The 24,733-nt window shown below is 33.7% G+C and carries 24 protein-coding genes and 1 pseudogene; 17 read left to right on the forward strand and 8 right to left on the reverse strand.

Annotation, left to right across the window (positions count from 1 at the left end; all coding sequences use genetic code 11):
• Positions 1-90: 90 nt before the first annotated feature.
• Positions 91-2,811: a putative bifunctional diguanylate cyclase/phosphodiesterase gene (locus JFU54_RS13360; RefSeq protein ID WP_016100787.1), complete on the reverse strand. Its 2,721-nt coding sequence runs from the start codon at positions 2,809-2,811 to the stop codon at positions 91-93.
• A gap of 425 nt (positions 2,812-3,236) precedes the next feature.
• Here JFU54_RS13360 and JFU54_RS13365 point away from each other — a divergent pair, with 425 nt between their 5' ends.
• Positions 3,237-3,626 (forward strand): VOC family protein, encoded by a 390-nt coding sequence (locus tag JFU54_RS13365; protein ID WP_201064705.1) that lies wholly within the window; start codon positions 3,237-3,239, stop codon positions 3,624-3,626.
• A 224-nt stretch (positions 3,627-3,850) separates the two neighbouring features.
• The gene (locus JFU54_RS13370; protein ID WP_002142816.1) at positions 3,851-4,426 is read left to right on the forward strand and encodes a histidine phosphatase family protein; all 576 of its coding nucleotides are present in this window, start codon (positions 3,851-3,853) and stop codon (positions 4,424-4,426) included.
• A 67-nt stretch (positions 4,427-4,493) separates the two neighbouring features.
• On the opposite strand, the pseudogene JFU54_RS13375 reads toward JFU54_RS13370, so the two are convergent.
• A pseudogene (locus JFU54_RS13375) lies at positions 4,494-5,137 on the reverse strand (YczE/YyaS/YitT family protein).
• A gap of 182 nt (positions 5,138-5,319) precedes the next feature.
• On the opposite strand from JFU54_RS13375, the gene pepT reads away from it, so the two are divergent.
• Together pepT and JFU54_RS13385 are read left to right on the forward strand one after the other, a co-directional pair.
• Positions 5,320-6,552: a peptidase T gene (gene pepT / locus JFU54_RS13380; RefSeq protein ID WP_012261523.1), complete on the forward strand. Its 1,233-nt coding sequence runs from the start codon at positions 5,320-5,322 to the stop codon at positions 6,550-6,552.
• Between the two features lie 101 nt (positions 6,553-6,653).
• Positions 6,654-7,718, forward strand: coding sequence for a lactonase family protein (locus JFU54_RS13385; RefSeq protein ID WP_201064707.1), 1,065 nt, complete (start codon positions 6,654-6,656; stop codon positions 7,716-7,718).
• A 34-nt stretch (positions 7,719-7,752) separates the two neighbouring features.
• On the opposite strand, the gene JFU54_RS13390 is transcribed toward JFU54_RS13385, so the two are convergent.
• From JFU54_RS13390 to JFU54_RS13400, 3 genes are read right to left on the reverse strand one after another with little or no spacing between them, the layout of a single operon-like run.
• Positions 7,753-8,664, reverse strand: a complete 912-nt coding sequence (locus JFU54_RS13390) for a DNA-3-methyladenine glycosylase 2 (RefSeq protein ID WP_078185584.1) — start codon at positions 8,662-8,664, stop codon at positions 7,753-7,755.
• Positions 8,661-9,191, reverse strand: coding sequence for a methylated-DNA--[protein]-cysteine S-methyltransferase (locus JFU54_RS13395; protein WP_201064709.1), 531 nt, complete (start codon positions 9,189-9,191; stop codon positions 8,661-8,663). Before JFU54_RS13395 ends, JFU54_RS13390 begins: the two co-directional genes overlap by 4 nt.
• A 4-nt stretch (positions 9,192-9,195) precedes the next feature.
• Positions 9,196-9,768, reverse strand: a complete 573-nt coding sequence (locus tag JFU54_RS13400; protein WP_201064711.1) for a bifunctional transcriptional activator/DNA repair enzyme AdaA — start codon at positions 9,766-9,768, stop codon at positions 9,196-9,198.
• A gap of 154 nt (positions 9,769-9,922) precedes the next feature.
• On the opposite strand from JFU54_RS13400, the gene JFU54_RS13405 reads away from it, so the two are divergent.
• From JFU54_RS13405 to JFU54_RS13430, 6 genes are all read left to right on the forward strand, one after another.
• A complete protein-coding gene (locus JFU54_RS13405; RefSeq protein WP_002185106.1) occupies positions 9,923-10,681 on the forward strand; it encodes an exodeoxyribonuclease III in 759 nt (252 codons plus the stop codon).
• Between the two features lie 303 nt (positions 10,682-10,984).
• Positions 10,985-11,950 carry an iron-hydroxamate ABC transporter substrate-binding protein gene (locus JFU54_RS13410; protein WP_002014659.1) on the forward strand — a complete coding sequence of 322 codons (966 nt, stop codon included), beginning with the start codon at positions 10,985-10,987 and terminating at the stop codon, positions 11,948-11,950.
• Positions 11,951-11,977: 27 nt separating this feature from the next.
• Positions 11,978-12,985 (forward strand): FecCD family ABC transporter permease, encoded by a 1,008-nt coding sequence (locus JFU54_RS13415; protein WP_002014660.1) that lies wholly within the window; start codon positions 11,978-11,980, stop codon positions 12,983-12,985.
• Positions 12,978-14,000: a FecCD family ABC transporter permease gene (locus JFU54_RS13420; RefSeq protein ID WP_002128652.1), complete on the forward strand. Its 1,023-nt coding sequence runs from the start codon at positions 12,978-12,980 to the stop codon at positions 13,998-14,000. The genes JFU54_RS13415 and JFU54_RS13420 overlap by 8 nt, the downstream gene beginning before the upstream one ends.
• Positions 14,001-14,014: 14 nt before the next feature.
• Complete coding sequence (locus JFU54_RS13425; RefSeq protein WP_002142804.1) at positions 14,015-14,836, forward strand: ABC transporter ATP-binding protein; 822 nt, start codon at positions 14,015-14,017, stop codon at positions 14,834-14,836.
• Between the two features lie 15 nt (positions 14,837-14,851).
• A complete protein-coding gene (locus tag JFU54_RS13430; protein WP_201064715.1) occupies positions 14,852-15,670 on the forward strand; it encodes an alpha/beta hydrolase in 819 nt (272 codons plus the stop codon).
• Positions 15,671-15,714: 44 nt separating this feature from the next.
• On the opposite strand, the gene JFU54_RS13435 is transcribed toward JFU54_RS13430, so the two are convergent.
• A complete protein-coding gene (locus JFU54_RS13435; protein WP_016100797.1) occupies positions 15,715-16,404 on the reverse strand; it encodes a class I SAM-dependent methyltransferase in 690 nt (229 codons plus the stop codon).
• Between the two features lie 87 nt (positions 16,405-16,491).
• On the opposite strand from JFU54_RS13435, the gene JFU54_RS13440 reads away from it, so the two are divergent.
• From JFU54_RS13440 to JFU54_RS13465, 6 genes are all read left to right on the forward strand, one after another.
• Positions 16,492-17,562, forward strand: coding sequence for a helix-turn-helix transcriptional regulator (locus JFU54_RS13440; protein ID WP_201064718.1), 1,071 nt, complete (start codon positions 16,492-16,494; stop codon positions 17,560-17,562).
• A 309-nt stretch (positions 17,563-17,871) separates the two neighbouring features.
• Positions 17,872-18,099, forward strand: coding sequence for a hypothetical protein (locus JFU54_RS13445; RefSeq protein ID WP_002014667.1), 228 nt, complete (start codon positions 17,872-17,874; stop codon positions 18,097-18,099).
• A gap of 292 nt (positions 18,100-18,391) precedes the next feature.
• On the forward strand, positions 18,392-18,694 hold the full coding sequence (locus tag JFU54_RS13450) for a metal-sensing transcriptional repressor (RefSeq protein WP_002014668.1): 303 nt from the start codon (positions 18,392-18,394) through the stop codon (positions 18,692-18,694).
• A gap of 195 nt (positions 18,695-18,889) precedes the next feature.
• Positions 18,890-19,096 (forward strand): copper chaperone CopZ, encoded by a 207-nt coding sequence (gene copZ, locus JFU54_RS13455; protein WP_002033654.1) that lies wholly within the window; start codon positions 18,890-18,892, stop codon positions 19,094-19,096.
• Between the two features lie 94 nt (positions 19,097-19,190).
• Entirely contained in the window at positions 19,191-21,611 is a 2,421-nt protein-coding gene (locus JFU54_RS13460) for a heavy metal translocating P-type ATPase (RefSeq protein WP_201064720.1), read from the forward strand.
• Between the two features lie 218 nt (positions 21,612-21,829).
• Positions 21,830-22,309 (forward strand): GNAT family N-acetyltransferase, encoded by a 480-nt coding sequence (locus JFU54_RS13465; protein ID WP_201064722.1) that lies wholly within the window; start codon positions 21,830-21,832, stop codon positions 22,307-22,309.
• A 19-nt stretch (positions 22,310-22,328) separates the two neighbouring features.
• Here the strand turns inward: JFU54_RS13465 and JFU54_RS13470 are convergent, their stop codons facing one another.
• Positions 22,329-22,601: an HU family DNA-binding protein gene (locus JFU54_RS13470; RefSeq protein WP_002033657.1), complete on the reverse strand. Its 273-nt coding sequence runs from the start codon at positions 22,599-22,601 to the stop codon at positions 22,329-22,331.
• A 140-nt stretch (positions 22,602-22,741) separates the two neighbouring features.
• The gene (locus JFU54_RS13475) at positions 22,742-23,557 is read right to left on the reverse strand and encodes a formate/nitrite transporter family protein (RefSeq protein WP_002014675.1); all 816 of its coding nucleotides are present in this window, start codon (positions 23,555-23,557) and stop codon (positions 22,742-22,744) included.
• A 196-nt stretch (positions 23,558-23,753) separates the two neighbouring features.
• Between JFU54_RS13475 and JFU54_RS13480 the strand changes: the two genes are divergently transcribed.
• Positions 23,754-24,647 (forward strand): metallophosphoesterase, encoded by an 894-nt coding sequence (locus tag JFU54_RS13480; protein ID WP_201064725.1) that lies wholly within the window; start codon positions 23,754-23,756, stop codon positions 24,645-24,647.
• Positions 24,648-24,733 lie beyond the last annotated feature (86 nt).

Below are 24,733 nucleotides of genomic sequence, written 5' to 3' on the forward strand. Positions count from 1 at the left end.
TTATTTTCTTTCCTTTTTACTATAGTTGTTCAAATTCATTATTACCTATAACGATTACATTCCGTATAGAGTTATATGCATTTTGATTTACTATGGACGAATACCGTTTTCTAACAGCTTAGTAAATGCATTGGCATAAATAGGTTTACTGTAATAGTAACCTTGAATAAACTGACATTTATTTTTTTGAAGGAAATTTACGTGTTCTTTCGTTTCTACGCCTTCAGCAATGACAGACATTCCTAATGTATTTGCTAATGTGATGATTGTTTTAATGATTTCCATTCCATCTTCACACGTTTCAGACATTGTAATAAATTCTCTTGGGATTTTTAACGTATCGATTGGATATAAAGGTAAGTAGGCTAGGGAAGAATAGCCTGTACCAAAGTCGTCGATTGAAATGTGGATCCCTAAACTTTTTAGTGTACGCAGTTTTATCAATGTTTCTCTCTCATCCATCATTGCAATTCGTTCTGTTAATTCTAGATCAAGGGAACTTGCTGGTAAGCCTGTAGTTGCTAAAGTAGAAGAAATAGATTTTACAAAGCCTTCTTGTTCAAATTCTTTAGCAGATAAATTTACCCCTATTTTTAAATGCGAATATCCGAGTGCGTGCCAACGTTTCATTTGCTCACAAGCCTGCTGTAATGTCCATTTTCCTATTGGAATAATTTGTAGTGTTTCTTCTGCAATCGGAATAAACTCGTATGGAGAAATAACACCTAATTCAGGATGATTCCACCTGATTAAAGCTTCTGCACCGATAATTTTATTAGATTCACTATCAACTTGAGGTTGATACAAAAGGAACAATTCTTCATTTTGTATTGCGTTTGGTAAATCTTTTTCTAATCGTAATCGTCTTTCGATTTTTTTAGCGATTACATCGTCATAAATAGAGACAGAGTTAAGCTCTTTTGCCTTTGCATCATACATTGCAACATTAGCGTTTTTCAGAAGTGTAGCGGTATCGATTCCGGAATGTGGATAAATGGAGATACCGATACTCAGTGATAAAGTTAATTTATGCTCATGTATGACAAACGGCTTTTCCATGCTTTCAAATAATTGGTTACATAACTCGAATAAGGAATCTTCGTCAGTATAGTTTTCAATTAAGATTGTAAACTCATCACCACCGATTCTTGACAGATGAGTATGTGATGGAAGACATGATTGGAAACGTTTTGCTACTTCTTCTAATATGTAATCACCTGACGAATGTCCAAGTGTATCGTTAATTACTTTAAAGCGATCTAAATCTAAATATAATAATGCAAACTCACTTTGTGTTGTTTGAGCATTTTTTATAAATTTTCTTAACTTCCTATGGAAAAAGGATCGGTTCCCAATTTTCGTTACAGTATCGTGGAATGCTAAATATTTTATTTCTTCTTGTTGTTTTTTTAGTGCGGTAATATCCTTTACCATAATATAGCTTCCTGAAATTTGTCCATCTATCATAATAGGAACGATGGTAACGTATAAAAAATAAGTAAAGCCATCTTTATATTGAGAACTAAGTTGTAAGGATGCTGATTCTTGTTGTTTAACTTTTTCTAATGCAGATATCAGTTTATGTTTATCTGCATCTAAAATAATAGAAAAACATGTCTCACCAAGTAACTCGTTCGTTGGTGCTCCAAGTAGTATGCTTCCTGCTTTATTTACATTTAAGAATATTCCATTTAAATCAATCGTAAAAATGGGATCAGGATGATATTCATATAATGATTTGAATTTTTGTTGTTTCTGAGATAGGGCCTCTGATTTATGGACTAAATCAGAAGTTCTTAAAGTAACTTTTTCTTCTAGTTGAGCATTAAATACTTGTAAACGTTTTGTTAGGGTGTCGTTTTGCATACGCACAATAGAATGGCGAATAAGTACGAAAACAAAAGCGATACAATTTCCTGTAATGAGAGTTGAAGACGATGTTTGTTCTTTTAATGTAAACCCGATTAGTATTGCAACAGCAAGATAGGGAAATACGACTAATACTTTTTTTCCTAGTATAGGGTTTACAATGAAATAATTTTTATGGCTATTATCATCTTCTGAAATAGACCCAGCTATTGCGATAAGCAATATAGGTATTCTATATAAAAGACGTAAAAATGTTATAGTGTCAGTTGATAAATGGGTATTTAAGTAAAAATAAATATAGTTAAAAGTTGCAGAACTAATCAATACAAAAATAAAGATATAAATTTTCCGCTTGGACTTAAAAATTGTTGGGCGGAAAAAGAGACTAACACCTAGTAGAAGAAATAATAGATCTGCAATTGGATATAGAAATGAAAGGAAAATATCTCCGAGTGAAAGTGAGAATATATTTAAATTTGGCTGATTAAATAAATACCATTCTAATGTGAATATGGAAGTAAGTACTATACATATATCACAAATAAAGAAAGCTCTTTCCCATTTAGTGCATTCTTTTAAGATCTTATAGCAGAAAGCGATAAGGCAGAAGAATAGAAAAAACATGTAAAATACATCAGAAATAGTAAAATGATGTATTGGAAGTTCGAAAAAGGTATCTTGATACGTATATACTACTTTTCCTAATAAAAAACTACCAATTGCAATTGTAATACATATCCAAAAAGGATTTGAACTAACTTTTTTAGAGTATATAGAGTAAATTAGCGATATAAATGTAATGACTTCAACGATGAGTGAAGCGAAGCGTACATTGAAATTTGAAAAATTAGTAGGGAACAGAAAGAAAAACATAAAATAGATTGAATAGCATATTAATGTTGTGATTAATATACATAGCTGTAAATTTTTATTTAATTTCAAAAAATCACCTTCTTTAAGTATGTACTATATTCGTAATATCTATACGTAATAATATTACTTAAGGATTGTATCAGATTTCCTTATAAAAAGCATGCTTATAAGGAAAAAAACAAGAGTGCAATAATTCTTGAAAATGAAAAAACACTACATTTAATGATTTTTAGTGTATCAAGATTTTAGATGGGAATTGTATATTTAGTCATCCAGTATATTTTAAAGGTTTTTTAGTACTTTGCAAGTGGAGATGCAAATTTGCATATAAAATGATGGGATTTTCTTTCTAGGTGAGTTTTTGATTGTTATAGGCTAGTAAGTAACACCTTTGTATGTATCTATTTTCATACTAATGAGGGATTTCAAAAATGTTTTAAGAATATACAATAAAATATAGTCATTCATTACGTTTTTAGTATGGGAGGAAAAGCATGAAAAATTGGGTGAAGTTTCGAATAGCACGTCCAACAGATAAATTTGAAGAGGTTATAGCATTCTATGAAAAAGGATTAGGTTTAAAGCGTATAGGTGAATTTTACGGTCATGAAGGTTACGATGGCGTCATGTTTGGACTACCAGATGAAGAATATCATTTAGAATTTACAAGATATATAGATGGGAGCCCATGTCCAGCTCCAACAAAAGATAACTTACTTGTATTTTACATGCGAGAAGATAGTGAAATGAAAAAAGTGAGTAAAAGGCTGCATACAATGGGGTATGGTGAAGTAGATCCAGAAAATCCGTATTGGAAAGAAAAGGGGATAACGATAGAAGATCCGGATGGTTGGAGAATTGTATTGATGAAAATAGAAGAATGAGGTGTGGCGAAACTAGAGGAGAAAGACGTTTCGAGTTTTGATAGTGTAAAAGAAAATATATATAAGCTTCCTTGAATGGGATAAAATCAAGGGGAAGCTTTTTTGTGAATTTATCTGAAGATTAACATTTGATAATTTGTTCTGGAAAGATATGAAATAAGAACGTATATTCTTATGGGTTGATAGTCATGTCTTTAAAGAGGGATATAGAAAAGGGAGGAATTATGAATACATATATCTATATGGTTAGGCATGGTGAATCGCCAAAATTAGAAGGAAATGAAAGAACACGTGGATTAACTGAGAAGGGAATTTTAGATGCTCAAAGAATAACTGAGATATTAGAAACAGAGGGAATTAATACTTTCATTTCAAGTCCGTATAAGAGGGCTATGTTAACGATAGAAGAGTCAGCGAATCTCCATGAAAAAGAAATGTTAGTATATGAAGATCTTAAAGAGTGTAAGTTTTCAAATGAAAATAAAATTATATCGGATAAGGAAGTGTACCCACTTGTAAAGGAGATGTTTTTTAATCCAGAATATGCACTGACAGATGGAGAGTCATATGCGGATTGTCAGCGAAGAGTAGTGAGAGTGTTAAAAGAAATATTAATGAATTTTCAAGGACATAAAATTGTAATTGGTACACATGGGCTTGTAATGACACTAATGATGAACTATTTTGATAATCAATATGGACTTGAATTTTTAATGAATACATCCAAACCGGATATATATAAGCTAGAATTTAAAGAAGAGCAATTAATGAATGTAGAGAGATTATGGAGAGAAGAATGAAATGGGGTATATGGAGTGTGTTTTAAAAATTACTTTTAAAACACACTCTTTTGCATTAAGTTGAGTTTTAAATATTTTCACTAATACGTTCTTTGTTTTTGTTATTTAAAGTATGTAAGAGTTTTTGAAATACCTTAAATGAATGCTGGAATATTGGACTTTGAATAAAAGTGTATAGAAAAGTTACGATAAAAACAGGACCTCCTAGCATGAATCCAATGACTAGTACAAAGCATTCTACAATGATTCGAGCACGGCTAATAGATAACCCAGTTTTGTCAGAAATGGTAAGCATGAATCCATCGCGTGGTCCAGCCCAATGCCAGCCGCGACGTACATGCCGCCCCCAATTCCTGTAATTGTAATACCAAAAAATAAAATGAGTAAGTTTATCCATAAATAATCACTAGCGTTTGGAAGGATTTTTGATTGTAAGAAAAAGTCCATAATAGGACCGATAAGTAGTGCATTTAAAAATGTGCCCACGTTTATATATTTTCGATCTACTAGTAAAGAGATAAGAACGAGACATAATCCACATATGACACTCCAAGTACCAATTGTCCACCCAAACCGTTGGTAGAGAGCCATATTTAAAACTTCCCAAGGATGTAAACCGAGGAATTTAACTTTGACTGCGAGAGCATTTCCAAGTCCAAAAAAAATTAATCCTAGGAAAAAAAGAAAATAGCGAAAGAGAGTTAGCCTCATCTTTAAAACCTCCCAATATATAATGATGTATATTACATGTTTGAATTTAAATGTACAAATGTTATGTCTTTTTATGATTTATTAAAAATGTAAATGGATATATATTTTCACAGTCAAAAAAGTTAAAATATTTCGTTATAAGGATTATAATAGAGAGAGAACTATAAAAGGAGTGAACGAATTTGAAACAAGAACTTATTGAAAGATTTACGAGATATGTAAAGATTGATACACAATCAAATGAAGAAAGTCATACAGTGCCTACAACACCAGGGCAAATTGAGTTTGGTAAGTTATTAGTGGAAGAGTTGAAAGAGATTGGGTTATCAGAAGTGACGATGGATGAAAAAGGTTACGTAATGGCAACACTGCCTGCTAATACAGATAAGGATGTTCCTGTAATCGGCTTTTTAGCTCATTTAGACACAGCAACAGATTTTACAGGGAAAAACGTAAAACCACAAATTCATGAAAATTTTGATGGTAATGCGATTACGTTAAATGAAGAATTAAATGTTGTGTTAACACCTGAACAGTTCCCGGAATTACCATCATATAAAGGACATACAATTATTACAACTGATGGTACAACACTTCTTGGAGCAGATGATAAAGCTGGTCTTACAGAAATCATGGTCGCAATGAATTATTTAATACATAATCCGCAAATTAAGCATGGAAAAATAAGAGTAGCATTTACACCGGATGAAGAAATTGGCCGTGGACCATCGCATTTTGATGTAGAAGCGTTTGGTGCATCGTTTGCTTATACAATGGACGGAGGTCCATTAGGTGGTTTAGAATATGAGAGTTTTAACGCTGCAAGTGCCAAATTAACTTTTAGAGGGACAAATACACATCCTGGAACAGCGAAAAACAAAATGCGTAACGCAAGTAAACTCGCTATGGAATTCGATAGACAGTTGCCAGTAGAAGAGGCGCCAGAATATACTGAAGGGTATGAAGGGTTTTATCATTTACTCTCTTTAAATGGTGATGTCGAGCAAAGTAAAGCTTACTATATTATTCGAGATTTTGATCGTAATCATTTTGAAGCGCGTAAAAATAACATTAAAGATATTGTGAAAAACATGCAAGAGAAGTACGGCGAAGATGCAATCGTTTTAGAGATGAATGATCAGTATTATAATATGCTTGAAAAAATTGAACCGGTGAGAGAAATTGTTGATATTGCGTATGAGGCAATGAAAAGTTTAAATATTGAACCGAATATTCATCCAATTCGCGGTGGAACAGATGGATCGCAATTATCATATATGGGATTACCAACGCCAAATATTTTCACTGGTGGTGAAAACTATCACGGTAAATTTGAGTATGTTTCGGTAGATACTATGGAAAAAGCTGTTCAAGTAATTGTAGAAATCGCAAGACGATTTGAAGAACAAGCTTAAAAAGAGAACCAAGTAGTAATGAAGTGCTACTTGGTTCTTTTCTATAGTAAAAAATACAAAGTGAAACTTGTTACAAGACGTTTGTAAAAGGGGGAAATGTTATGAGTGAAAATCAGTTTCATGGTTATATAGGGACATATACCAAAGCAGAGAGTAAGGGGATTTATAAATTTATACTTGATACGAACATCGGAGAACTTAAAGGGATTGAATTAGCAGCTCATATAGGAAGTCCGACATATGTAACGATTAGTCATAACAACGAGTACCTTTATTCTGTTGCGAAAGATAATGGGTTAGGTGGAATTGCTAGTTTTTCTATTCATAATAAATCCGGTAATCTAAATTCGATTAGCATGCAAGTTTTAGAAGGGGCATCGCCGTGCTATGTAAGTGTGAATCGGGAGAATAGTATAGTAGTAGCAGCTAATTATCATAAAGGAACAGTAGAGTCCTATTTAGTGAAAAAGGATAATGGAAGTTTAAATGCTGCTACGGTAATTGTAGAACATAAAGGGTCAGGACCAAATAAGGAAAGGCAAGAAAAGGCACATGCTCATTATATAGATTTTACTCCTGATGAAAAATATGTAGTAGCAGTTGATTTAGGAATAGACAAGGTGATTACATATAAAGAAAGTGATGGAGAACTAATAGAAGTTACACGGTTATCTGTAAAACATGGTAGTGGTCCAAGGCATCTTATATTTCATCCAAGTGCGCAGTATGCATATGTTATGACAGAATTAAGTTCAGAGATTATTGTACTTCAATATGATGCAAAGAGTGGCAGTTTTAAAGAAAAACAATACATTTCTACATTACCTGAAGATTTTAGAAAAGATAGTTACGGAAGTGCAATTCACATTTCTTCTGATGGCAAGTTTGTTTACGCAGCAAATAGGGGACATAATAGTATCGCGGTTTTCCGAGTGAATGAGCACAATGGAGAGCTCGCTTTTATTGAAACAGTATCGACAGAAGGTGATTGGCCACGTGATTTTTCTTTAGATCCGGATGAAAAATTTTTAATTGCAGCGAATGAAAGATCTAATACTTTGACTTTATTTGCTAGGGATGAAATGACAGGGGAGCTAACGCTTGTACAGACGGACGTAAATGTTCCAGACCCAGTATGTGTGAAGTTTTCACATGTGAAAAAATAGATAGGTTTCCCTATCTATTTTTTATTAGGAAATTTTAATATAGCACCCGCCACAAATAAAAAGTCGCGTAAGACTCCCAATTTGTCCAATTTGATGCAAATTCTTTTATTTCATTTTTAGTCGGTTTCTTTTCGGAACCTGCTATAAATTTAATTGCATTATGCAAACCAACATCATCAATTGGAAAAGCTGAAGGGAATCGTAAACAACGCATCAAAACATAGTGAGCTGTCCATGGCCCTATACCGCGAATGCTAGTTAATTGTTTTTCAGCTTGCTTCACGTCTTGTATTTGTAATAGAGATTCTTTTGATAATTTACCTTCTGTAATGAGCTGCGCGACGTCAATTAAGTATTCGCACTTTCTTGTAGTCATTTTTAATGTTGCGAGATCTTCTACATCTAAATTTGCTATTACTTCAGGTGATGGGAATATCCAATGTTTTCTACCGTTCCAATCTACATAATCGCCAAAATTTTCGACTAATCTTCTTTTTAGAGTATAGGCATATGTGAGGTTGATTTGTTGACCTAGAATCCCCCAGCATAGTGCTTCAAATAAATCCGGAATTCCCAAAGTACGAAGACCGTAAAATTCTTTAATGGGTTTTTGAAGGAGTGGGTCGTGTTTAGCTAATTTATAGTAGGGAGCTAAATCAGTAGTTAAATCAAACCACTCTTTTACATAGTTAGATACGGCATCGTGTGCCCATTTTTCAGAGACATATGATTCTCCTAAAAAACGTATTTGAATATTACTATCGGCATTAAAACCAATTTCAACTAATGGATTTATGTTTTGAACAGGAATGACTTTATAGATTTTATTATTTTCAATATGAAACATACATTCATTTTTAGAACGCGATAGATAGCGTAAGTTTTCTTGAAAACTAAATTCTTTTGGAACGACTAAAGACAATATTTCATTACAATCCTCTGTCATATTTGCTCCTCCCGAAGCGCTTCTAATTTGAGCAATTCTTTTTTCATTTCTAAACCACCTCTAAAACCGGTAAGTTTACCATTTTTCCCAATAACGCGGTGACAAGGAATAGTGATAAGCAGAGGATTTGCCCCAACGGCAGTCCCAACTGCACGTACAGCGTTAGGTTTTTGAATTCTTTCCGCAATCTCTGAATAAGAATGTGTCTCCCCATAAGGAATTTCACGTACCGTATTCCAAACAGCTAATTGAAATGCAGTTCCGTAAACATCGATAGGAATTGTAAAGGTTTCTAGTTTGATTTCCAAATACTCGATAAGTTCTTTTGTATATGTTTGCAGATAATCTGGATTTTGGATGAATGTATGTTGTGGCAGTTTTTTGCTAGCCCACGTATTTAGTTCTTCAAAAGTTTCATTTTGCGATCCGATGAAGCATAATCCATTTGAAGTAGCTGCAATATGCATACGCCAATGTTTATGAATAAGCAATGTCCAATATATAGTTTTATTTTCATATGGTTTCATTATTTCATACCTCTTTTATTCCGTTCTTTTTTCGATATTCAGTAGGGGTAAATCCTGTCTTCTTTTTAAATAAAGTCGCGAAATACTCCGGATTTTCTATCCCGACATCAGTACTAATTTCCATAATGGATTGATTTGTATGTGAAAGGTATTCTGTCGCTTTTTTAATTCTGAATTGCTGTATATATTCTATTGGACTAATCCCTACAATTTTCTTGAAAGTGCGTTGTAGATGATAAGGGCTACCATGGCATATTTCTGTGAGTAAGTCGAGGGTTAGCACGTCACAATAATGTTTTTGGATATATTCTTTAATTTGCTCTACCCATTCTTCATTAGGTAAAGTTAGCCCATTTGGTTTACAACGTTTACACGGACGAAAATTTTCATGTAATGCTTGCTCTGCCTTAAGAAAAATACGTACATTGTTTTTATTCGGTATTCTCGATTTACATGATGGTCGGCAAAAAATACCGGTTGATTTTACAGCGTAAAAGAATTTGTCATCATATGTGGAGTCATTATGAATAATTGCTTGCCAATACTCATTTGTTACTGTGAACTCTTCATTATGCACAGAACATCACCTCTGGCATTAGTATAACCTGAATAAAGTACGTATGTACGTATTTACGAATGTAAGAGCAAGATTACAAAGATGAAACTATGATAGGGTATCTATTTTGTGTTAGCATGAAAATTGAAAATGCACATCAAGAGGAGGAACATAGATGAAGTTGATTTCATGGAATGTAAATGGTTTGCGAGCAGTTATTGCAAAAGGTGGATTTCTAGAATATCTAGAAGAATCTAATGCAGATATATTTTGTTTACAGGAAATTAAATTACAAAGTGGACAAATTGATTTAAATCCCGAGGGATATTATACATATTGGAATTATGCTGTGAAAAAAGGCTACTCAGGAACGGCTATTTTCACGAAAAAAGAACCGATTTCTGTTACATATGGTTTAGGGATTGAAGAGCATGATCAAGAAGGACGAGTTATTACGTTAGAATTTGAAGATTTTTATATGATAACGTTATATACACCAAACTCCAAACGTGGATTAGAACGCTTAGATTACAGAATGAAATGGGAAGATGATTTCAGGGCCTATATTAAACGATTAAATGAAAAGAAATCAGTTGTTTTTTGCGGAGATTTAAACGTCGCACATAAAGAAATAGATTTAAAAAATCCAAAAAGTAACCGTAAAAACCCTGGATTCTCTGATGAGGAGAGGGAGAAGTTTACACGTACTTTAGAAGAAGGATTTGTTGATACGTATCGCTACCTTTATCCTGATCAGGAAGGAGCATATTCGTGGTGGTCGTATCGTATGGGAGCGAGAGCAAAAAATATTGGATGGCGTTTAGATTATTTTGTTGTCTCGGAAAGAATGAAAGACAAAATAACAGAGGCGAAAATTAACAGTGAAATAATGGGATCAGACCATTGTCCAGTTGAATTACATATAAATTTCTAAAAAAGGAAGTATCTCGCTAATAATAGGCGGATACTTCTTTTTAATTCAGTTTGTTAAAATTTTTCAAATCATTCTTGAAATAATTGCATATTAAATATATACTTAGTAACGATAATCATTATCATTGAAAAAGGTTATCGATGGATGAAGTGTAAAAGAATTATAGTTTAGGGGAAGTGAATGAGAATGAGTTCCGGATAAAATTATTAATCTAATGAAATATATGTTTGGGACAAGTTTCATGTAGTTAAGTTTTCATATAAAAATAATCTATTTACAAGTTTTGAGAGGAGATATATAAAGATGAACAAGAAGTTATTTACATTAGGGATGGTTACAGTTTTAAGTGTAGGTTTAGCAGCATGTAATAGTACGGATAAAACTTCAGGGGAACAAAAGCAACAGACAAAAGCTACGGAAACAAAAAAAGATGAAAAACGAAAAATTACATATTTAGGTAAAGAATACACAGTACCAGCAAAAGTAGATAAAATTGCGACAGCTAGTTTAGAGTCAATGGAAGATGCAGCAGTACTTGGAATTAAACCAGTCGGTGCAATTACTGTAGGTGGTAAATTACCAAAGTATCTTGAAAAAGAATTAGAGGGTGCAAAATCTGTGGGTGAAAAAATGCAACCTAATTTTGAAACATTACTTCAATTAAAACCGGATGTTATTACATCTAGTACGAAATTCCCAGCAGAAACAGCTGAAAAGTTTACGAAAGTAGCTCCGACGTTCCCGGTATCACACGTTTCAACAGATTGGGAAGATAACTTAAAGTTAATGGGAGAATTAACTGGTAAAAAAGATAAAGCAGAAAAAATTATTAAAGATTACAATGCGGACGCTGAAAAAGCAAAAGCAAAATTAGGAGATAAGTTAAAAGACAAAAAAGTACTTGTAATTAGACTAAGAGCAAATGAATTATTCCTATATCCAGAAGGAGTATACTTCAACCCTGTAATTTATAAAGATCTTGGACTAACTGCTCCAGAACAACTTAAAACTGTAAAAGCACAAGAGAAAATTTCATTTGAAAAACTTGCTGAACTTAACCCAGATTATGTTTTCTTACAATATGAGGCAAGTGAAAATAAAAACCCGAAAGTGCTAGAAGAAATTGAAAGCAATCCAATTTGGCAAAGTATGAATGCTGCGAAAGAAAAGAAAGTATTTGTAAACGTTGTAGATCCAATGGCCCAAGGTGGCACAGCTTGGAGTAAAACAGCATTCTTAAAAGAAGCAGTGAAAAATTTATCTAAATAATACAATAAGTAAGGTGCGTTGAATGATATGCAGAAAACGAATGCGGTACCAGTAACCATTTTATGTATAGCACCCATATTGATTTTATTTACAGTTATACTTTCTGTTTTATATGGGGCGAAAAACATTGATGCTGAAACAGTGTGGAATGCTTTATTTCATTTTGATTCAAGCGATGTAAATCATAATATTATTATTACTTCACGTTTACCAAGGGTAGTTGCAGCTCTTTTAGTCGGAGCATTTCTAGCCATATCAGGAGCACTTATGCAGGGGATGACAAGAAACTATCTTGCATCCCCTTCTATTATGGGTGTGACGGATGGTGCAGCCTTTGTTATTACACTTTGTATGATTTTTCTTCCGGGAATGTCATCGATTGGTATGGTTTTATGTTCAATGATTGGCTCTGCACTAGGAGCCGGTATAGTGTTTGGTTTTGGCTCACTCCTTCAAAATGGCTTATCCCCTGTTAGATTAGCAATTATAGGGACAGTTATTGGAACATTTTTAAGTAGTGTATCGGCTGCGATGGCTTCATATTTCCAAATTTCTCAAAATGTTAGTTTTTGGTTTAATGCAAAGTTAGATCAAGTGGACCCTAATATCATTAAAATCACGATACCATTTGGGATAATTGGTATAATTTTAGCACTATTAATATCAAAATCTATTACCATTCTTTCTTTAGGAGAAGAAGTTTCTATTAATCTAGGTCAGCGTACAAAACTAGTTAAAGCGATGGCAATTTTATCAGTTATTTTTTTAACAGGAACAGCAGTTGCTTTAGTGGGGAAAGTTGGTTTTGTAGGTTTAATTATTCCACACATTACGCGCTTTATAATTGGGGTAGATTATAAGTGGATTTTGCCTTGCGCAGGCGTTATTGGTGGAGTTTTCTTAGCATTATGTGACATTTTAAGTAGATTTGTAAACTATCCATTTGAAACACCAATTGGAGTCGTTACTTCCTTAATTGGAATTCCTTTCTTCCTTTATTTAATCCGTACAAGAGGAGGAGAGAGACATGCTTAAAAGTTCAAGTCAACGTTTTGGAATGACAATGGGGATTAGTATATTTTTAATATTATGTGCTATTTATATTAGTTTAACGAATGGTACGTTTGATATTACGATTACAGATGTATTTAAAACACTCTTTAGAATAGATCCAGTACCAGACCATGATTTAGTTATTTTTGAGTTTCGCCTTCCGCGCATTGTAATTGCTGGATTAGTAGGATTAGGCCTCGGTGTTGCGGGTGCTGTAATTCAAGGGATTACGAGGAATGGATTGGCAGATCCAGGTATTTTAGGTGTAAATGCCGGGGCAGGAACAGCCATTGTCATTTTTATGTTTTTCTTTCAAGGACAATTAAAGAGCACAGACTGGGTTTCTATTATGATGATGCCGATGTTTGGTTTAGTCGGTGGGCTAGGAGCCGCTATAATAATTTATCTGTTTTCTTGGAAAAACGGTAAGTTAGACTCGCAACGTCTTTTATTAACAGGGATTGCAATTGGATCTGGATTTGGAGCGTTTTCTATGTATTTATCGCTCAAAATGAAGTCAACTGATTTCGAGATGGCTGCAGTTTGGGTGTCTGGAAGCATATATAGTGCAAACTGGAAGTATATTGTTGCTATGTTACCGTGGCTTATCATTTTAATTCCACTTATACAAAAGAAAGCTTATTTATTAGATTTATTTCAATTGGAAGAAACGAGTATTACAAGTTTAGGTGTTGCAGTAGAACGAGAGAAATCCATTTTACTATTAAGTAGTATCGGACTTGTGAGTGCATGTGTTGCTGTTTCAGGAAGTATTGGTTTCATTGGATTAATGGCACCGCATATAGCGAAAAGGCTCGTCGGTATTCAGCATAAATATATAATTCCTACGTGCGGAGTAATCGGAATGTTCCTTGTAATTGCTTCAGACTTTATTGCAAAAACAGTTTTCACACCTGTAGAGTTACCAGTTGGAATCGTTATTTCTATTGTCGGTGTACCGTATTTCTTATATTTACTTTATAAGGCGAAAGCGTAAGAGGAGGAATAAAAGTGAGTATTTTAAGTGCAAAAAATTTAGAAACGAGTTATGAAAAGCTTACAGTGTTTCGCGATTTAAATGTGGAAATACAAGAAGGAAAAGTAACGACAATTATAGGACCAAACGGGTGCGGGAAATCGACATTGTTAAAAACAATGGGAAGAATTTTAAAGCAAAAGAGCGGTAAAGTATATTTGCAAGGACAGGATTTAAATACAATTCCAACGAAAGAAATTGCGAAGCAGTTAGCTTTACTTCCGCAAACTCCAATTGCACCAGGGGAGCTTAAAGTAGAAGAGTTAATTTCTTATGGACGCTATCCACATCGAAATAACGTAAATAAGTTAACTTCAAAAGATAAAGAAATGATTGATTGGGCATTAGAAATAACGAAAACTTCTGAATTTCGAACGAGACAAATTGCAAATCTATCAGGTGGTCAACGACAGAAGGTATGGCTAGCGATGGCTTTAGCACAAGAGACAGAAGTGTTGCTATTAGATGAGCCAACTACATATCTTGATATGTCTCATCAATTAGATGTATTACAAATTGTGGAGAAGTTAAATAAAGAACATAATTGTACGGTCGTTATGGTATTACATGATATTAACCATGCAGCAAGGTTTTCAGATGAAATTATTGCAATGAAGGAAGGGGAAATCGTTACAACTGGTAGCCCAGAAGAAATAATTACAAATGAAGTGTTAAAAGAAGTATTTCATATTGATGCACGTGTCATGATTGATCCGTATAATGGGTCTCCTGTTTGTTTCGGTTACGATAGCGTTGTATCTCAAAAAGAGAAAGTAGAAATATATGTAACGAGTTAAGAAGGGGGATGTAAGATGAATACTACTATTGAAAAACAGCAGGTTATTACATTTAATACAGAACAGTGGAAAATGTATTCAAAATTAGAAGGTAAAGAATATCAAATTCATATTTCAAAGCCGAGGCAGCCAGCACCAGAGTCAGGATATCCTGTTATATACGTATTAGATGGCAATGCCTTTTTTCAAACATTCCATGAAGCGGTTAAAATACAATCAGTTAGAGCAGAGAAAACAGGTGTTTCACCAGCTATTATAGTAGGTATTGGTTATCCAATTGAAGGGGCATTTTCAGGAGAAGAAAGATGCTATGATCTTACACCTGTCGTAATTTCAAAAGATGCCCCGTTAAAACCGGACGGTAAACCGTGGCCTAAAACAGGGGGAGCTCATAATTTCTTTACTTTTATTGAAGAAGAATTGAAACCACAAATTGAAAAGGAATTTGAGATTGATAAAGGAAAGCAAACGTTATTTGGACATTCTTTAGGTGGTCTATTTGCTTTACATATACTATTCACAAACGTAAATGCCTTTCAAAATTATTTTATAAGTAGTCCATCTATTTGGTGGAATAACCAATCCGTGCTTGAAAAAGAAAAGAATCTTATAAGTGAATTAAACAATGCTAAGGTTGAAACGGGAGTATTCCTTACAGTTGGGTCATTGGAACGAGAGCATATGGTTTTAGGTGCAAACGAATTATCAGAGCGCCTTCTCCAAGTAAAACACGATCAGTTTAGATTTATGTTTTATGAAGCTGAAGGGGAGAATCATGCATCTGTTGTGCCGACTTCTTTAAGTAAAGGATTGAGATTTATTAGTCAAGTGTAGAAGACGTATATGAAAAAAGGTAAGCAATTGCTTACCTTTTTTCATTATTGTTTTATTGCTACGTATCCATCAATTAAAAAGCTTGTGAAAAAGCGATTGATTTGAGTAAATCCACATTCCTTCATGATAGCTAGTAGATTCGTTTCGGAAATAGGAAATATTTCTGTTTCAAAAGAATTTTCAAATCGGTTCCAATCTTCTAATGGAATTTGATTTTGCATCATGTGGTTGCGCCAAGCATTCAATTGTGCAGAAAACATACTTGTATGGGGTACACCATTTATTGTAGAGAGAAAGAATGGAGCACCAGGTTTTAAGCGACTACTAATTTCATTAAGAAGCTCTTTTTTCTCCTTAATAGTTGGGATGAAATGAAGAACAAGCATACAAGTAGCAGCGTCAAATAATGGATTGGTTAATAATGAATGGACAGTTCCATGTACAAAGTGAATTTGATTTTGTATGCCTTCGCTTTCAATTCTTTTTTTAGCTAGCTGTAGCATGCTTTCAGATGGATCAACACCTGTAAAAGATAAGTTGCTATTTTGTTTGCCTATTGAGAGAATTTCTTGTCCACCACCAGCACCTATAACTAGAAAATTTGGATTCATATTTTCTTTAGGGAGTGTAGTAAACAAGAAATGATTCATCATTTCATATAGGTTGTAGTAGCCTGGGATTTTACATGGAATTCTTTGTTCATATGAATTTACGGTAGTATCATTCCAATTCATTTTTAACCTCCTAAGTATGTGTGTTATAGGTTTATTATGGAATGAAATTATGAAGGGAAACAATCCCATAAATCTGGGGGGAAGAGGATGTATGAAAAAATAACGAAAGAAATTACAATGGTAGCGAATCGTATAAGTTCTATAAGGACATTTCAAGAGTCATTTCTCCACTTAATACGTAAAGTCATTGATTTTGACGCCGCTTGTTTTACAGCTATAGACCCAATTTCTTTTTTATCTACTGGGGCATTTACGGATGAAAGTGTTGAAAAGATTCATCCACAATTGTTTATGAATGAATTTCTAGAAGATGATTTTAATAAATTTAAATATTTATCAGAACACTATCCTCATGTTGCTTCTCTTAGTATGGTGACAAATGGTGAACAAAAGAAAAGCTCTAGATACCGAAATATTTTAAAACCAGCAAGTTTTGGAGATGAATTAAGGGGCGTTTGTATGAGTAAGGGGAACTGTTTTGGGCATCTTAGTTTATTTCGAGGGAGTACAAGTCCCGCTTTTCATATAGATAATTGTAAGTATTTGGCAATGTTAGTCCCGATTGCTGGAGAGGCTTTAAAAAAGGCATTTCCTAAACCTTTTTCAGAAGAGAAGGTAATAGGGACAGGTACGATTATATTAAGTGAGGATTTTAATTTATTATATTGGAATCAAGATGGCAGCGATTGGCTTTCAAATCTTAGAAAGTATGAACAGTTAAATATAAAAGAAATACCAAGGCCAATACGTGCGGTTTGTTCGAAAGTAAAGGCTAACGAATATAATGTAGGTTGTATGAATAGAGAAGAAAAAGTTTGTATACCTTTAGCCTATGGACATTTTTTAATCATTCGGGCCAGTAAGTTAGAACGTACAAGTAGTTTTCAGGGTGGTTATGTTGTTCTATTCGAAAGAGCAAGACCGGAAGAAATCTTTCCGCTTATTACGGAAGTGTATAGTTTTACAACACGTGAGAAGCAAGTAATACGTAAAATTCTTACAGGTATGTCGACAAAGGAATTAGCCCATGAACTTTGTATATCTATATACACGGTACAAGATCATTTAAAATCCATTTTTGAAAAGACTGGGGTAAGTAGTAGAAATGAACTCGTGTGGGAAGTTTTTTCAAGATTTTGTTTTGATGGCGATGAATAAAAATAAAATAACTCTACAAAAATCACATGAAGTACGGTGGATGAGTTGTAGAATAGGGCTGAAAAAAGGTTATGGATGAAACATTCCATAACCTTTTTTTATAAGTAGAATTGTCCTTTTTGAAAGTTTTGTTTCAACTTTTCGTCTAAATAGACAAAAAGTTGTCACAATTCGGTCACAATTAGCATAAACATAAAATAGACGAAATGAACTTATTTCCAAAAAAGGCTTGATTCATTCCATTCATGATTAGTAGAGCTGAAAAAGCATGGATTAAAAGTTCACTATATTCTCAAGGAGGTAGATCGTATGAAAACTATTCTTGCTATCGCTGGGTTTATTTGGGTTTTATCGCATGGCATTCCAATTTATGAAGGAGAACAAATTCGCAGTGCTCTGAATAAAAATTTTAATGAATACCATATCATTGATCGGCAAGATAATGTTGTGACAGTTCGTGTAAATGACTGTTTTCATACGGTAACCGTTGAAGGAACTTCAGTAGTGAATGATACAAAAGTATGTGATCAGCAATAATTATATATAGGAAGAAAAAAGTCTCAATTTACACGTGTGAAAATTGAGACTTTTATATTTGTGGATGAATAATAAGCGGGGATGGACAATCCCTGCTTATTATTGTTTTTTTGAAAAAAAGAAAGGGTATCATATTAATTGAGACTGAGAAGCTAATGATGTGTTAAGAATAATCATAAAGCGAAAACATACTCATATGGGGTATCCTACATAGATATTTGATGATATAATTGGTATACTCATAAAAGCAATTGTTTTATTGGATGAAGAGAAACTTTAAGAAGGTGATAATATGGATCATAAGGACCATGAATCAGTAACACATAGATCAGAAAAAGAAAAAGAACAAATTATAAATAGATTAAAGAGAATTGAAGGCCAAGTCCGTGGTATTCAAAATATGATTGAAAATGATCGTTATTGCGTGGATATTTTAGTTCAAATTTCTGCGATTAATGCAGCGATGAAAAAAGTAGGAATGGGTGTCTTAAAAAATCATACGAGTCATTGTGTTTCAGGAGCTATTAAAAATGGTAATGGTGACGAAGCAATTGAAGAATTAATGACAGTATTTGAACGTTTTTCAAAAGCATAAAAGCCAAGCTAGTATTTGACTAGCTTGGCTTTTGTTTATATAGGAGAAGATATATAAATTCATAATTGGAGCAAAAAAATAAAGATTTTAGAAAAAAATAAAAATCATGATACAAAACCATTGATTACCTTAGGGGGGTATGGTAAGATGTAGTTGTGATTAATAAACAATGAATAAACAAGAGGAGGATTTTAAATGGAACAGTTAACATTAAAAGTTGAGGGTATGTCTTGTGGGCATTGTGTAAATTCTATTGAAAGTAATGTGAAAGAACTAAACGGCGTTGAACAAGTAAAAGTTCAATTAGCAGAAGGAACTGTTGAAGTTACTATCGACTCATCAGTTGTAACGTTAAAAGATATCGTTGCTGTAATTGAAGATCAAGGCTATGAAATTCAATAATAATTTTTAATATAGAAATAAATCGTACTTTATATGGAGTACGATTTATTTTGCTAAAAATTATACCTTATAAGGGTATATAGAGGTGAGAGACATGAATGAGCAAAAAGAGGCCAATCTCCAAATATCAGGCATGACATGTGCAGCCTGTGCAAATAGAATTGAAAAAGGCCTGAAAAAAGTAGAAGGTGTTCATGATGCAAATGTAAATTTTGCACTTGAAAAAACAAAAATAATGTATGATCCCCATAAAACAAATCCACAACAATTTAAGGAAAAAGTTGAGTCGCTAGGATATGGAATTGTAAGTGATAAAGCTGAGTTTACTGTTTCAGGGATGACATGCGCAGCATGTGCGAATAGAGTAGAAAAGCGTTTAAATAAGTTAGAAGGTGTGAACGGAGCGACAGTAAATTTCGCTTTGGAATCAGCTACAGTAGATTTTAATCCTGATGAAATTAATGTAAATGAAATGAAGAGTGCAATCACGAAATTAGGATATAAATTGGAAGTGAAATCAGATGAGCAAGATGGATCAACAGATCATCGCTTACAAGAAATTGAACGACAAAAGAAGAAATTTATTATTTCGTTTATTTTATCATTCCCGTTATTGTGGGCAATGGTGAGTCATTTCTCATTTACATCGTTTATTTATTTACCTGATATGCTAATGAACCCTTGGGTGCAGCTAGCTCTTGCAACTCCTGTTCAATTTATCATTGGTGGACAGTTTTATATTGGAGCGTATAAAGCGCTACGTAATAAAAGTGCAAACATGGATGTTCTTGTGGCACTTGGAACGTCCGCAGCTTATTTCTATAGTGTGTATTTAAGTATTAGGTCGATTGGTTCTTCAGAACATATGACAGATTTATATTTTGAAACGAGTGCGGTACTTATTACTTTAATTATTTTAGGTAAATTATTTGAGGCGAGAGCAAAAGGGCGTTCATCAGAAGCTATTAAAAAGTTGATGGGACTACAAGCGAAAACTGCCACAGTTGTGCGAGATGGAACAGAGATGAAAATTTTAATCGAAGAAGTGGTAGCTGGTGATGTTGTCTATGTTAAACCTGGTGAAAAAATCCCAGTAGATGGGGAAATTGTAGAAGGAAAATCAGCGATAGATGAATCGATGTTAACAGGCGAGAGTATTCCAGTTGATAAAACAATTGGGGATGTAGTAATTGGCTCTACAATGAATAAAAATGGATTTTTAAAAGTTAAAGCAACTAAGGTAGGAAGAGATACTGCATTAGCTCAAATTATTAAAGTAGTAGAAGAGGCTCAAGGTTCAAAAGCTCCTATTCAAAGGGTAGCAGATCAAATTTCAGGTATTTTCGTACCTGTTGTAGTTGTAATTGCTATTATTACATTTGCGGTGTGGATGATATTTGTTACACCTGGTGATTTTGGCGGAGCACTTGAGAAAATGATAGCAGTACTTGTTATCGCTTGTCCGTGTGCATTAGGTCTTGCAACACCTACATCTATTATGGCGGGATCAGGAAGATCAGCTGAGTATGGTATTTTATTTAAAGGTGGAGAGCATTTAGAAGCAACGCACCGATTAGATACAGTTATTCTAGATAAAACAGGTACTGTGACAAACGGGAAGCCTGTTTTAACAGATGTAATTGTAGCAGATGGATTCCATGAAGAAGAAATACTACGTTTAGTAGGTGCGGCAGAAAAAAATTCTGAACATCCACTTGCAGAAGCGATTGTAGAAGGAATTAAAGAAAAAAAAATTGATATCCCAAGTTCAGAAACGTTTGAAGCGATTCCAGGATTCGGTATCGAATCAGTCGTAGAAGGGAAACAATTATTAATTGGTACACGTCGATTAATGAAGAAATTCGATATTGATATTGAAGAAGTTTCTAAATCGATGGAAGAGCTAGAACGAGAAGGAAAAACAGCAATGCTTATTGCGATCAATAAAGAATATGCTGGTAAAGTGGCCGTTGCAGATACTGTAAAGGATACTTCAAAAGCCGCAATTGCAAGACTTAAGAAAATGGGTCTAGATGTCGTTATGATTACAGGAGATAATACACAAACTGCTCAGGCAATCGCTAAGCAAGTTGGTATTGATCACGTAATTGCAGAAGTATTACCAGAAGGAAAAGCAGAAGAAGTGAAGAACCTTCAAGCTAGTGGTAAGAAAGTGGCTATGGTTGGAGATGGAATTAATGATGCTCCTGCGCTTGCTACAGCGGACATTGGAATGGCAATTGGAACAGGAACAGATGTAGCAATGGAAGCAGCGGATATTACGTTAATCCGTGGTGATTTAAATAGTATTGCTGATGCAATTTTTATGAGTAAAATGACGATTAGAAATATTAAGCAAAATCTATTCTGGGCGTTAGCTTATAACGGCCTAGGAATTCCAATTGCGGCGCTCGGTTTCTTAGCTCCTTGGGTTGCAGGTGCAGCAATGGCATTTAGCTCTGTATCAGTCGTATTAAATGCATTAAGATTACAAAGAGTTAAATTGAAATCTTAAACACTTTCAGCTATAAAGCGAATTTAATATGCTTTTTTACAATAAACAATACTTTGTATGAGTATTGTTTATTGTTCGTTTAGAAGGAAAAGTCGATATAATATAGAAAGAGCAGAAGTAGAATCATATATAGTGGAAGAAACTGTTTCGAAAATAAACACGAAATAATTATCCGGATAACCGAAATAAAAGAGTTAGTTTGATAAGGAGTTTTACATATGTTTAAAGATATTAAAATTAGAACATTCCAGAAGAAGGATTTAGAGCAAGTATTACAATTGTTCTATGAAACGGTTCATACGGTGAATGCAAAAGATTATAACGAGTTACAGCTACAGGCGTGGGCCCCGGAGCGACTAGATAGAGAGAGATGGCTACAGTCTTTAGAAAAGAATATTTGTTACGTTGCTGATTATAAAGGTGTGATAGTGGGATTTGGGGATTATAATGATGATCATTACGTAGATCGCTTATTTACGCATAAAGATTATCAAGGAAAAAGGATAGCATCATACATACTACAGAAGTTAGAAAAAGAAGCAGTGAACTTGCAGCATAGGGATATGTATACAGAGGCGAGTATTACAGCAAAACCTTTCTTTGAAAGCAAAGGTTTTATTTGCATAAAGGAACAAAATAAGCAGCATAATGGTCAGATTTTTATTAATTATGTCATGAAAAAAATAGCCTTCTCATAAATGAGAAGGCTATTTTTCATTATTTTACAGCTTCTTTTAGTTCTTTACCAGCTTTAAAAGCAGGTACTTTAGAAGCTGCGATTTGCATTTCTTCACCCGTTTGTGGGTTACGGCCTGTACGAGCAGCTCTTTCACGAACTTCGAATGTACCGAATCCGATAAGTTGTACTTTTTCGCCAGCAGCTAAAGAGTTAGTGATTGATTCTACTACAGTTTGTAAAACTACAGTAGCTTCTTTTTGAGAAATCTCAGCGTTTTGTGCTACGTTTTTAATTAATTCTGTCTTATTCATGTTTTTCACCTCATATGTAAATAATGCTATTTAAGTTGTTATTATAACGTATAAAACATTCGAGAACAAGTGTACGTACATATATTCGCAAAAAAAATGAAATTTGTAATATTTTTAGGACCAATTTATAGACATTCAATTTAAGCGGATACAGATTTTTTCTTTAATGCAGTTTGCTCTTTATTGGAAGGTAGTTTCTTATTATAAGATATGAAATAAGGTAATGCTACAAATAACATACCCCCTACTAAATTTCCGAAGAAAACAAAAATGAAGTTTGGAAAATATTCAACCCAAGTTAAATGACCAGAAAAAATTGCAGCTGGGATGACAAACATATTGGCTACAACGTGTTGAAATCCAATCGCAACAAAAGTCATAACAGGGAACCAAATACCGACAATCTTTCCGATAAATTCTTTACTTCCCATACTGAGCCAAACAGCTAAACAAACGAGCCAATTACACCCGATTGCAGAAATGAAGGCTTGCAGTGGTGTATCTTGTAGTTTAGCTTGTGCAATAGAAACTGTTTTTGCTAAAAAAGCTCCCTCCGTTAAGCCGACGATATGACCAAAAAAATAAGCGACGAATATAGCACCTATGAAGTTGCTAAACGTAACAATAACTAAATTTCGTATGAAGTGAAATAAGTCGATTTTTTTGTGAAGCCATGCCATTGAAACGGTCATCATGTTGCCAGTTACTAATTCACCGCCTGCAAGGATAACGAGTATAAGACCGATAGGGAATACGGCAGCACCTAAAAAGCTAGTAAATGATCCCCAAGATTTTGGCATTGTTCCGATAACATGGATATCAAGTAAATATCCTAATGCTATGAAAGCACCACCAAAAAAACCGAGAATTAGCATAGGGAGCAATGATAAATGAGCTTTTTTTCTTCCAGAATTAGCAGCAAGTTCCGTAATTTCTTCTGGTGTAAATACAGACATGAATAACCTCTCCTTAATAGAATGATGGAATGAATAGAAGAAACATTTTAAAGAATCTATGTATGATAAAAATATGATATGATTTCTGTATAAATTTGTCAAAGTGAGTGGGGCTGAAATTGGATATAACGAACATTGTTCATGTTGTCACATTAATGTAACAATAAGGATTTAAAGTGATTTTAGAGGTGAAAACATGAATACGCATCATGTAAAAAAAGAACGAAAAAAATCAATCGTAAAGATATTTATTATTAGTTTCATAAGTATATTAATGATACCAGTAAGTTTGTATTTCTATGCGACTGAAATAGAAAGAAGACTAGTAACAGTTACGTGGAATGAAATAGAAGCTCCTACAATTCCTAAAGAGTTTAATAATAAAAAAATATTGCAGTTCTCAGATGTACATTTAGGACCAGATTTTACATTGAAACAACTAGAAAATTTGGTGGAGAAGATGAATGAATTACATCCAGATATAGTAGTTTTTACAGGAGATTTAATAGATAAGTTTGGATCCTATAGTGTGGAAAGAGAAGAAGCAAAGGTTATTTTGCAGAAAATTAAAGCTCCCCTAGGAAAATATGCTGTGTTTGGGAATCATGATAGAGGTGGGGGCGGTAGTTTATTTTACAAAAAGTATATGGAGGAAGCTGGTTTTTCTGTGTTAGTAAATGAAGTGCAGAAAATTAAAGGGGAAAACGGCAAGTATATTACAATATCAGGTTTGGATGATTTTTTATTAGGGAAGCCACAAATAGACTCGACTTTAAAAAACTTAAGACAACAAGATTTCAATATGCTATTAATACATGAGCCGGATGTTGTAGATAAAGTATCTCGTTATCCAGTCGATTTTCAAATGTCAGGACATAGTCACGGAGGACAAGTTCAAATTCCTTTTGTAGGTCCTTTAATTACTACAAAACTAGCTGAGAGTCATGTTGAAGGTATGTATGAATTAGAAGGGAAGAGTAAGCTGTTACATTTATACGTAAATCGTGGTATTGGGACAACCCGAATGCCTGTTAGACTTTTGAGTGTACCGGAACTTTCACTATTTGTATTGAAGCAAAGTAGTGACTGAAGTAGAAAGTTTAATATTTTGAAGAATTAAGAGTACTTTTAAAGAAAGTTCTCTTTTTTTATTGATTAAATACAGAATATTATGTA

The organism is Bacillus sp. TH19 (assembly GCF_016651075.1).
Classification (GTDB): Bacteria; Bacillota; Bacilli; order Bacillales; family Bacillaceae_G; genus Bacillus_A; species Bacillus_A mycoides.